Origin of the sequence: Bacillus cereus group sp. BfR-BA-01430, assembly GCF_022663115.1 — a bacterium.
In the GTDB taxonomy this organism is placed as follows: Bacteria; Bacillota; Bacilli; order Bacillales; family Bacillaceae_G; genus Bacillus_A; species Bacillus_A cereus_BD.
In genome coordinates, this window is the sequence record NZ_JAKUEW010000017.1 from 45,064 (window position 1) to 55,795 (window position 10,732).

Sequence of the window (10,732 nt, forward strand, 5' to 3'; positions counted from 1 at the left end):
TCATTTAAAACTTCTTTCAGCCAATGGAAGTTTCTCTCTACAAATGGACTATGACATACTCGTTCCGTCATCAATTTCAAATCAGTATAGAATACATTTTATGATGGAAACTGACATAAGTTTCTACTATATGCCAAAATTGTAGCGAATTCGTTTCTATTTGTCAATGTCTCCAAAGAGGCTTTATATGAACGACTACAGTTCGAATAACCGCTAAAATCGGAACAGATATTAAAAGGCCGACAATTCCACCTACCTCGCCCCCAACAAGCAGGGCGAGCATAATGACAACTGGATGCATGCGAAGCGATTTCCCAACAATATACGGAGATAAAATGTTACTTTCAACAAATTGCAAAATCGCTAGTGCAATCCCAGCTTTAATGAATAAACTTGTGGATACTGTTGCTGCAATCATTAACGTTGGAATCGCTCCTAAAATAGGACCAAAGTATGGAATAATATCTGTAACCCCGACAACAATCCCAAGAAGCAATGGATATTTCATACCGATAAACCAAAATGCAAGGGCGGACACACCGCCTAAAACTAAACAAACAAATAATTGTCCGCGAATATAACTCCCTAATGATTTATCGATTTCTTTTGCTAATATTTGTCCCGTATCTCGCCATTTATAAGGAATTACTTTCCAAAAAACATGATAAAACGCCCCATAATCTTTCAGTATGTAAAACACAATGAACGGAATAAGAAAAATGATGAGTAAAGAGTCAAGCACACCGCGGGCCGTACTCATCACTTTATTTAATAAGGATTGTATTTTCATTTCAATTCCAACAAAAATTTGCTTTACTTTATCATGAATAAACGACGGGAAATTATCCGTTTGTTCTGTGACACCATCCATCCATGAATCATACATTTTCATAAACTCAGGAAATTGCTTATTCATTTCTTGCAACTGGCTAATAACAACTGGTGTTCCTTTATAAATCCCGTAACCAAGACCACCAAAAAAGAGAATATAAATGAGTAAAATCGCAAGGGTACGGGGCATTCCTTGTTTATGTAATTTCTCAATTAAAGGATGCAGTAAATAAGCAATAAAACAAGCAATGAAAAACGGTGTAATGGCTACTTTACATACAAATACAATCGGTGCCCATAATGGTTTGATTTTTAAAAAAACAAGTAAGCAGAGAAATACTAATAACAATAACCCTAGTCGATAGATCCAAATAATTTTAAGATTCTTCAAACGAAAAACCTCCTCTTCTCTTATTTTGAAAAGAAACCGAGCAGGTTATGTGTAAAACTTCAAAAAATCATTGGATTAAAATATTTTCAGCCAGACCATACTGTTTCTAAAAGATGGACATATATTTAACCTAACAAGAACAACTACTCTGAGCCTACAACATAATAAAATGATAGTCAGGAGGAACAAAATGGTCTGGTTTATGCTTAGCTTGTCGGCACTTTGTATGATTCTTGAATGGCTTTGCATTGGTCTAGGAATTTGGAAAGGTTTCTTTACACATACAGCACGTAAAGAGCGCGCAAAACATTTATGGTATTATGGCGTACTTGGCATTGGCTGTTACGGTCTTTCTCATGTATTTTCAGAAATCGGACTTTTTTATTTGCATATGAGTGCATAAAAAAACTCCCTGCTCATTTAGGGAGTTTTTCATTTTATAAAAAACCGTCACAAGTACGACTTAATCATTTTGCGTGCTTTTTTCATATTACGTTTTGAAAATAAATCTTGTTTGCGAGCATATCGATATGCTGCAGCTCCAATTCCTAATGCAATGAATGAATTGCGTAGATTCAAAGTAAATCCCCCTTTTCGTTATCCGATCGTTCTTTCATCCTCATCAAATAAGTCATCGAGAGAACTTAACGAACCATCTTCTTCTACTTGATGTGTATGGATTTTCCCCTTTGAAACGGATAATTCGATATAACAATTCCAACAATAAAATTGATTCACACCGATTTTCCCAATATCTTTTCCTTTGCAATTTGGACAACTAAACATATGGCTTCCATCTCCTTACGTTCTCCCAGATTCTATTCGCCATTATGTCCAAACTGCATTCATTTATACATGTTAGCAACTTTCAATATGATACACTTGAAAGCTTCACTATATAATTTCACCTCGTTACATAAAATCATACGGTGAAATGTTTTCCACGTCCATTTCTTCTCCATTAATAACAACCATCTGTACTTCGCCTTTTGCCTCTTGCAAACGACTTCCTAAAGTTGTTTGCCGCATGGCATCATCGAGACGGTTCACTCCAGATCGAAAAGCTTCTTCTTCTCCGCAGATAATCAAAAACTTTTTACTTCTTGTAATACCCGTATAAATTAAATTCCGACGCAACATGCGGTTATAACTTTTTACAATCGGCATAATTACAATCGGAAATTCACTACCTTGCGACTTATGAATGGAGCAGCAATATGCATGTGTAATTTGATTCAAATCAGCCTTCGTATATGTCACTTCAATGCCATCAAATGAAACAACAATCATATCTTGTTGCTCCACATTTTCCTTCGCGTAAAATATAGAAATAATTTCGCCAATATCTCCATTAAACACTTGGCTTTCCGGCTGATTGACTAATTGAAGAACTTTATCGCCTCTTCTATATACAACATCACCATAAGCAATTTCTTTACTCTTTTCTTGTTTCGGATTAAATACTTGTTGCAGTGCCTCATTTAACACATTAATCCCTGCCGAACCGCGATACATAGGTGCTAACACTTGCACATCTTTTGCACTAAATCCCTTTACCTTTGCGCTTTCACACACTTGTTTTACAACATCAACAATTTGATTCCCTGTGCACGTAATAAAGGAGCGATCTTGTTTATTTTTCGTTACATCTGGCGGTAACGTTCCATTCTTTATCGCATGAGCGAGCTGAACAACAGATGACCCTTCAGCTTGCCGATAAATTTCGGTCAGCTTTACCGTTGGAATGATACCGGCATTTAATAAATCTTTTAATACTTGTCCTGGTCCTACAGATGGCAATTGATCTTCATCGCCAACAATAATGACTTGCATATTTGTCGGCAATGATTTCAAGAGCTGATTTGCAAGCCAAATATCAACCATGGAAAATTCATCGACAATAAGAAGTTTCCCCTGCACCGGATCTGTTTCATTTCGCTGAAACGAGCCTTCGGGCGTCCAACCAAGCAAACGGTGAATTGTACATGCAGGAAGACCTGTTGATTCGCTCATTCGTTTTGCCGCACGACCTGTTGGAGCTGTTAATAAAATAGGAAATGGATTATCATCGCTATAATCTTTAGGATTTAACGATAATCCATGTAGCGATGCATACATTTCTACAATTCCTTTAATAACTGTTGTCTTTCCTGTTCCTGGACCACCGGTTAACAGCATCATCGGTTGATGAAGTGCCGTTTGAATCGCCTCTTGCTGAAGCGGTGCATACTGCACTTTCATTTGCTCTTCAATCTTACCTAGCGTTAATAACACTTCTGCCTCGGGAAATGACGGCGTTTCCTCTTGGCTCATCAGGCGGCGAATCGACTTCACAACACCTTTCTCAGAATAATATAAAGAAGCTAAATAAATACGCTCTTCTTCTATAATGATTTTTCCTTCACCTTGCATCATTTCGATGCATTGCACGATATCTTCTTCCGTCACAGTCCCTTCTCGGTTATTTAAAAGGGACATCGTTTCACGTACAAGCTGCTCCTTCTCCATATAAACATGACCATATTGAAGCGATACATTCTCCAACGTATAAAAACATCCCGCTCGTACACGATCATTATGATTTCCTAATATCCCAAGAGCGCGTCCTATATCATCTGCTCTTCCAAAGCCAATTCCGTCAACTTCTTCAATCAACTGGTACGGATTATTTCGAATAACTTCTAGTGTCATTTCTTTATACTGCTGATAAATTTTAATGGAAAGCTTTGTCCCAAATCCATAACCGTTTAAAAAGCTCATCACTTTTTCAAGTCCTTGATGCTCAATGATCGTCTCATATATTTCTTGCGCTTTTTGCTTATTGACGACACCTTCTAGCGCAGCCGGATCATCCATAATTTTAGAAATGGCATGTTCTCCAAGATGATTGACAATTTTTTCAGCTGTTCGCTTCCCAATTCCTTTAAATAAATCGCTAGCTAAATATTGCACCATTCCGGTTTTCGTTTGGGGCAATTCTTTTTTAAATGTTTCAACTTGATATTGCTTTCCATATTTAGGATGCTCTTTAAAATGCCCTGTTAATGTAAATACTTCATCTTCATGCATACGGGGAAAATGACCGTTAATCATCACTTTTTTTTCGTCATATGCTTCATTTGTTTCAATGACTTTCATACTGACAACGGAATAGAGGTTTTCTTCGTTGTGGAAAATAGTATGAAGAACTTGCGCCTTTATAAATTTTCGCTCTTCCTCAAACAAATCCATAGCATGTTGATTCTCCATCATTCCTCTCCTTTCCGACTTCTGTACTCTAATGAGCAGTACACCCCCCACCTAACTGACCTTTAGATGGAGGGGAACTGCGCGTTAAAGCTGTTTTATTTACTTTCTTGTTCTAACAAACGAATACCATTCCCAGCTAAAAAGTGATCTGGTTGGATTTTTGTTGCTTTTTTAAATAAAGCAAGCGCCTTTTCGTTATTCTCTTCAAATACGTAAGCAACACCTAAATTATAATACGCGTCCGCATGTTCTTCATCCATTTGTAATACCTTTTCAAAGTACGGTTTCGCCTCTTTAACATGTTCTAATCGCGCAAGGCATAATCCGCATTGAAATGCTGCCTCGACATCCATTTCATCCAATTCCGCAGCCCTTTGTAGAAATGGCAATGCAAGGCGATCATTTCCAAGCTGCACATGTGTAATCCCAAGCATAAATGCGATATCAGCTGATTGCAAACCAACTTGCATTGCCTGTTCAAACATTGCTTTCGCTTCTTGAAATTGCTCTCGACTATAATATATGTTCCCAAGTCCATAATAGGCAGTAGCTGATTTTTCATCTAACTCTAATGCACGTTTATAAAATAAAATTGCACGCTCGCTATCGCCTAACACATCTAGTAAATTGGCAAAGTTAATATATCCAAGAGCATCTTTTGGATTTTCTTCAATTGCCTCTGTAAAGTTTTTGGCTGCTTCTTCCCAGTTTCCTTCTTGCATATATTGAATGCCTATTTCAAGCTTATTTGACATGTTCTTCACCTCTACAACAAATTATAACAAAGATTCTATTTTGTAAGCGAACAAAAATTCGCTCTTTAAAAAAGAAACCCCTGACCGCTAATCGGCAGAGGTTTCTCCGTTTTATCCTAGATAGTCTAACTGTTTACCATTTCGGTATACTTCATCAATTGTTGCACCGCCTAAGCACTCATCTCCATCATAGAAAACAACCGCTTGTCCTGGTGTAATCGCACGAATTGGTTCATCACAAAGAATACGGATTGTATTTTCATCTACAATTTGAACCGTTACACCGTTATCTTCTTGACGATAACGGAATTTTGCTGTGCACTTAAATTCTTTTTCTTTCGCTCTATCGCTTACCCAGCTTACATTTGTGGCAATGACTTCATCGCCGTATAAAAGTTCATTATGGAACCCTTGATCAACATATAAGATATTCTCTTTCAAGTTTTTCCCAACAACAAACCATGGGTCACCATTCCCACCAATACCAAGGCCATGACGTTGTCCGATTGTATAATACATCAGACCATCATGTTTCCCTTTTACTTCACCAGATAATGTTTGCATCACACCGGGCTGAGCAGGTAAGTAGTTGCTTAAGAAATCTTTAAAGTTGCGCTCACCGATAAAGCAAATACCTGTACTATCTTTTTTCGCAGCTGTTGCTAAACCGGCTTCTTTCGCCATTTCACGAATTTGCGGTTTCTTTAATTCACCTAATGGAAACATCGTTTTAGATAATTGTTCTTGACCTAACTGATTTAAGAAATACGTTTGATCTTTATTATCATCTACGCCGCGCAACATTTTATATTCGCCGTCCATATAAGCGACACGTGCATAATGTCCTGTTGCGACATAGTCTGCACCAAGCGCCATCGCATGCTCTAAAAAGGCTTTAAATTTAATTTCCTTGTTGCACATTACATCTGGGTTCGGAGTACGACCAGCTCGGTACTCATCTAAAAAGTACGTAAATACTTTATCCCAATATTGCTTTTCAAAGTTTACTGCATAATACGGGATACCGATTTGATTACAAACTTCAATAACATCATTGTAATCTTCCGTTGCTGTACAGACACCATTTTCGTCTGTATCATCCCAGTTCTTCATAAAAATTCCGATTACATCATATCCTTGCTCTTTTAATAAAAGCGCAGCTACAGATGAATCGACGCCACCAGACATCCCGATGACAACGCGCGTTTCGTGAGGTAGTTTGTTCATCATGTCACCTCCCATGCTAGTTTTGCGAGAATCGCTTCACGATTTTCACTGTTTCGTACGCCGCTTTTTCTACTTGTTCTTTCGTATTCCCAAGCCCAAAACTAAAGCGTACGGATGAACGTATTTTATCGGAATCTTTTCCAAACATCGCCACTAATACGTGTGATGGATCAATCGACCCAGCTGTACAAGCAGAACCACTTGATACTGCAATACCAGCTAAATCTAAGTTCACAAGAAACGGTTCAATATTCATCCCTGTGAAACTTACATTCAACACATGCGGCAAGCGATATTCTACATTTCCGTTTACCTCAAAAGCAATGTCTTCTTTTTGAAAGACAGATATCATTATATCTTTAAATTCTTCATAGTGGGCACTTTTTTGCTCGCGCGTTTCCTCCGCAAGTGAAATAGCATGCCCAAGCCCTACAATACTTGGTACATTTTCCGTACCTGCTCGGCGCTTTCGCTCTTGTTCTCCACCTGTTAATAAAGGTTCAAATTTCACTTGTGCGCTCGCATATAAAAACCCTACACCTTTTGGACCATTAATCTTATGAGCGGAAATGGATAATAAATCAATCCCTAGTTCTTGTACATCAATCTTCATTAAACCATAGGCTTGTACAGCATCTGTATGGAAATAAGCTTGATGTTCTTTTAAAAGTTCTCCAATTTCTGCAATTGGTTGAACGGTTCCCACTTCATTATTTCCAAACATAACCGATACAAGAATCGTTTGATCCGTTAACGCCGCCTTCACATCATCCAGTTGCACGCGCCCTGTTTCATCAACGGGCAAATATGTCACTTCAAATCCCTCTCGCTCCAGCACCTCACATGTATGCAAAATAGCGTGATGTTCAATCTTTGTTGTAATAATATGGTTCCCTTTATGACGATTTGCACGCGTTACACCTAAAAGTGCTAAATTATCAGCCTCTGTACCACCGCTTGTAAAAATAATTTCATTTGGATTGGCATTGATGCTGCGCGCACAAGCGCGTCTTGCTTCATCTACAGCATGGCGGGCTTGTCGTCCATAAAAATGAATACTAGACGGATTTCCAAACATTTCTGTCATATATGGAATCATCTTTTCGACCACTTCTGGATGAACTTTAGATGTTGCTGCATGATCTAAGTAAATGCGTTCCATTCAATCTCCTTCTTTCCAAATCGTTTCACAAGGAATTAAATGTAAAACATATAACCCCCATTATTTTCTTCCTCATAGCGTACTAAATCTTCCAAAGTTGTACTATCTAATACTTCTTGTACCGCATCACGAACACGCATCCATAGTTGACGCTGTGCTGGCTCTTCCTCCTCTAGCATCTCAACGACACTAATTGGCCCTTCCAACACACGAATTACATCGCCTGCCGTTATATTAGCTGGTTGATCAGACAATACATAACCACCATATGCACCGCGCGTACTTTTTACAAGACGAGCATTGCGAAGCGGAGAAATTAATTGTTCTAAATAATGCTCAGATAAATCGTGCGCTTTAGCAATTGATTTTAATGAAATCGGCCCTTCACCAAACTTTTTCGCAAGATCGATCATAATCGTTAAACCATAGCGGCCTTTTGTTGAAATTTTCATCTATTTCGCACCTCTTTTCAAAATGTCACTTCTATTTGGTTATCGCTTATTTATCAAAAGAACACAATTTAAAATCCTATGAAATTATAGCATAATATAGTATTATAAGAAATTTCAACTTGTGTATTCAACATGATAGCATAAAATCACATTGAAAAACTCAGAAATTATTACAATTGAAAGAAAAATAAAATTATTTACCTTTATCCCTCTTTCAAGATCACGTCTATTTTAATTTCCAATCAAAAAAATGATAACATAGACTTACATTCTATATAATTTAAGGGAGACGGATACAATGAAACAACCACTCGCACATCGAATGCGCCCAACAAATATTTCAGAAATTATCGGGCAACAACATTTAGTTGGGGAAGGGAAAATTTTATGGCGAATGGTTCAGGCCAACCATTTTCAGTCGATGATTTTATACGGTCCTCCTGGCACAGGAAAAACATCGATTGCTAGCGCTATTGCCGGTAGTACCGGGACACCCTTTCGTCTATTAAACGCGGTAACACATAACAAAAAAGATATGGAAGTTGTCGTACAAGAAGCAAAAATGCATCGTCACCTTGTGTTAATTTTAGATGAGGTACACCGTCTAGATAAGGCGAAACAAGACTTTCTCTTACCGCATTTAGAAAGCGGGCTCCTTACTTTAATCGGCGCCACAACGAGCAATCCATTTCACGCCATTAACTCAGCGATTCGAAGCCGCTGTCAAATATTTGAACTACATGCACTGACAGAAGATGATATTTTAACCGGATTAAAACGGGCACTAGCTGATAAAGAAAAAGGGCTCGGAGAATATCATGTAACAGTTACAGATGAAGCGATCCGCCACTTCGCAAGCGCTTCTGGCGGAGATATGCGCTCGGCCTATAATGCACTTGAACTTGCTGTTTTATCAAGCTTTACAACAGATGAACAAACAGTCGAAATTACATTAGAGGTCGCAGAAGAATGTTTACAGAAAAAAAGCTTTGTTCACGATAAAGATGGAGATGCTCATTATGACGTCTTATCAGCCTTTCAAAAATCAGTGCGCGGAAGTGATGTAAATGCCGCTCTCCATTACTTAGCTCGTCTAATTGAAGCAGGCGATTTACAAAGCATTTGCAGAAGACTTCTTATTATGGCATATGAGGATATTGGACTTGCTAGCCCGCAAGCTGGCCCTCGAACTTTGGCGGCCATTGAATCGGCGGAACGAGTTGGATTTCCAGAAGCCCGCATTCCGCTTGCTAATGCTGTTATTGAACTTTGCTTATCACCAAAATCAAATTCAGCTTATAAAGCGCTTGATGCAGCGCTCCACGATTTACGAAATGGACAAACTGGTGATATCCCAAGCCATTTAAAAGATAGTCACTATAAAGGAGCCGAATCTTTAGGAAGAGGTATCGGTTATTTATATCCGCATGATTATCCAAACGGATGGATTGAGCAACAATACTTACCTGATAAAATAAAAAATAAGCGGTACTATCAACCAAAAACAACAGGAAAATTCGAACAGGCACTCTCGACTGTTTATGAAAGATTACAGAATTCGCATAAAACAAACTCTAAAGGGTAATCTAAGCGAAAACGACATCATAATGGAGGTTTCACTTATGAAAACGCGCCAAGATGCATGGACGAAAGAAGATGGTTTCCTGTTAGCAGAAACCGCTTGACGGTATTTTTGCATAGCACCGTTAAAAACATTTGACGAAATACCAAACAAGCTACCCAAAACCTCCACTGCTTGTAGCTTCCAATTGAAGCAAGAAATATAAAGCGAAGGCTATTACGGGCAGTAAAAACAACGAAAAGAGAAGGAATTAATTCGCTCCTCCTCTTTTCAAATCTCATCCTTATCAATCTATTAAAACTGAATCCTTTCATTTGTCCATATTTTTATTTATGATTTCTCTTCCGGAACAATAAAAATAACATTACAAACATCAGCATAACACCGCTCATATAAAATATTGTCGTCCCAGTACCGCCAGTATTTGGAATTACCCAATCACCCTTAGTATTTTTTACTGTTATTTTTTGTGTTCTTTCCGTTTCTGTAACTTCTATCTCAATCGAATCCCTAAGCAACATATAACCATCTGGTGCTTTTATTTCTTTAATCGTATATTTGCCAAGTGCCAATTGTTTAGAAATAGCCTTACCTTTTTCATCTGTCGTTAATCTACCAACTTCTATCCCGTCTTTATTTAAAATTTGAAACATAGCCCCTTTTAATTTCATACTTGAATCATTAGCATCTACTTTCTCAATCTCAATCTGTCCTACTGAATCGGGGGCTTTTTTATTTTTCATTATCATTTCTACTGTCTCTTTTTGCTTTACTGTTACCGTTATTTTATCTTTTGATAATTCGTAGCCCGTTGGCGCTTCTATTTCAACGATTTTGTATTCACCTATCGGTAAATCTTTTGATATTGCTTCCCCTTTTTCATCCGTCTCTAATTTTTCTACTACTTTTTCGTTCCCGTCTACAAGATTAAACTTCGCTCCTGCCAATGTTTTATCTACATTGTCCGTATCGACTTTCTTCAGTTTAATTCTACCTACTGGATCGGGAGCTTTTTTATTTTTCACTATCATTTCTACTGTCTCTTTTTGCTTTACTGTTACCGTTACTTTATCTTTTGATAAT

General features: G+C 37.9%; 11 protein-coding genes. 2 read left to right on the top strand and 9 right to left on the bottom strand.

Annotated elements, in window-relative coordinates:
* Window positions 1-163 precede the first annotated feature (163 nt).
* Window positions 164-1,222 (bottom strand): AI-2E family transporter, encoded by a 1,059-nt coding sequence (locus tag MR058_RS20050; RefSeq protein WP_242145510.1) that lies wholly within the window; start codon window positions 1,220-1,222, stop codon window positions 164-166.
* Window positions 1,223-1,412: 190 nt separating this feature from the next.
* Here MR058_RS20050 and MR058_RS20055 point away from each other — a divergent pair, with 190 nt between their 5' ends.
* Complete coding sequence (locus MR058_RS20055; protein WP_242145511.1) at window positions 1,413-1,625, top strand: hypothetical protein; 213 nt, start codon at window positions 1,413-1,415, stop codon at window positions 1,623-1,625.
* A gap of 47 nt (window positions 1,626-1,672) precedes the next feature.
* On the opposite strand, the gene MR058_RS20060 is transcribed toward MR058_RS20055, so the two are convergent.
* The 7 genes from MR058_RS20060 to cymR form a co-directional block, all read right to left on the bottom strand.
* Window positions 1,673-1,801 (bottom strand): YrzQ family protein, encoded by a 129-nt coding sequence (locus MR058_RS20060; RefSeq protein ID WP_012095565.1) that lies wholly within the window; start codon window positions 1,799-1,801, stop codon window positions 1,673-1,675.
* 18 nt (window positions 1,802-1,819) lie between these two features.
* Entirely contained in the window at window positions 1,820-2,008 is a 189-nt protein-coding gene (locus MR058_RS20065) for a hypothetical protein (protein ID WP_242145512.1), read from the bottom strand.
* Window positions 2,009-2,134: 126 nt separating this feature from the next.
* Window positions 2,135-4,471, bottom strand: a complete 2,337-nt coding sequence (recD2, locus tag MR058_RS20070; protein WP_242145513.1) for an SF1B family DNA helicase RecD2 — start codon at window positions 4,469-4,471, stop codon at window positions 2,135-2,137.
* A gap of 95 nt (window positions 4,472-4,566) precedes the next feature.
* Window positions 4,567-5,226 (bottom strand): tetratricopeptide repeat protein, encoded by a 660-nt coding sequence (locus tag MR058_RS20075; RefSeq protein WP_242145514.1) that lies wholly within the window; start codon window positions 5,224-5,226, stop codon window positions 4,567-4,569.
* Window positions 5,227-5,337: 111 nt separating this feature from the next.
* Entirely contained in the window at window positions 5,338-6,453 is a 1,116-nt protein-coding gene (mnmA, locus tag MR058_RS20080) for a tRNA 2-thiouridine(34) synthase MnmA (RefSeq protein WP_242145515.1), read from the bottom strand.
* A gap of 16 nt (window positions 6,454-6,469) precedes the next feature.
* On the bottom strand, window positions 6,470-7,615 hold the full coding sequence (locus MR058_RS20085) for a cysteine desulfurase family protein (RefSeq protein ID WP_242145516.1): 1,146 nt from the start codon (window positions 7,613-7,615) through the stop codon (window positions 6,470-6,472).
* A 35-nt stretch (window positions 7,616-7,650) separates the two neighbouring features.
* Window positions 7,651-8,067: a cysteine metabolism transcriptional regulator CymR gene (gene cymR, locus MR058_RS20090; RefSeq protein WP_012095571.1), complete on the bottom strand. Its 417-nt coding sequence runs from the start codon at window positions 8,065-8,067 to the stop codon at window positions 7,651-7,653.
* Window positions 8,068-8,365: 298 nt separating this feature from the next.
* Between cymR and MR058_RS20095 the strand changes: the two genes are divergently transcribed.
* Window positions 8,366-9,652, top strand: coding sequence for a replication-associated recombination protein A (locus tag MR058_RS20095; protein ID WP_242145517.1), 1,287 nt, complete (start codon window positions 8,366-8,368; stop codon window positions 9,650-9,652).
* Between the two features lie 323 nt (window positions 9,653-9,975).
* On the opposite strand, the gene MR058_RS20100 is transcribed toward MR058_RS20095, so the two are convergent.
* Window positions 9,976-10,732, bottom strand: a 757-nt coding sequence (locus tag MR058_RS20100) for an LPXTG cell wall anchor domain-containing protein (protein ID WP_242145518.1), incomplete at its 5' end; no start/stop codon positions are given.

What these genes read in the sequence shown, in the direction of transcription:
- MR058_RS20055 (WP_242145511.1), top strand. Translation starts at nt 1,413, where the DNA reads ATGGTCTGGTTTATGCTTAGCTTGTCGGCACTTTGTATGATTCTTGAA.
- MR058_RS20065 (WP_242145512.1), bottom strand. Translation starts at nt 2,008, where the DNA reads ATGTTTAGTTGTCCAAATTGCAAAGGAAAAGATATTGGGAAAATCGGT.
- recD2 (WP_242145513.1), bottom strand. Translation starts at nt 4,471, where the DNA reads ATGGAGAATCAACATGCTATGGATTTGTTTGAGGAAGAGCGAAAATTT.
- MR058_RS20075 (WP_242145514.1), bottom strand. Translation starts at nt 5,226, where the DNA reads ATGTCAAATAAGCTTGAAATAGGCATTCAATATATGCAAGAAGGAAAC.
- mnmA (WP_242145515.1), bottom strand. Translation starts at nt 6,453, where the DNA reads ATGAACAAACTACCTCACGAAACGCGCGTTGTCATCGGGATGTCTGGT.
- MR058_RS20085 (WP_242145516.1), bottom strand. Translation starts at nt 7,615, where the DNA reads ATGGAACGCATTTACTTAGATCATGCAGCAACATCTAAAGTTCATCCA.
- cymR (WP_012095571.1), bottom strand. Translation starts at nt 8,067, where the DNA reads ATGAAAATTTCAACAAAAGGCCGCTATGGTTTAACGATTATGATCGAT.
- MR058_RS20095 (WP_242145517.1), top strand. Translation starts at nt 8,366, where the DNA reads ATGAAACAACCACTCGCACATCGAATGCGCCCAACAAATATTTCAGAA.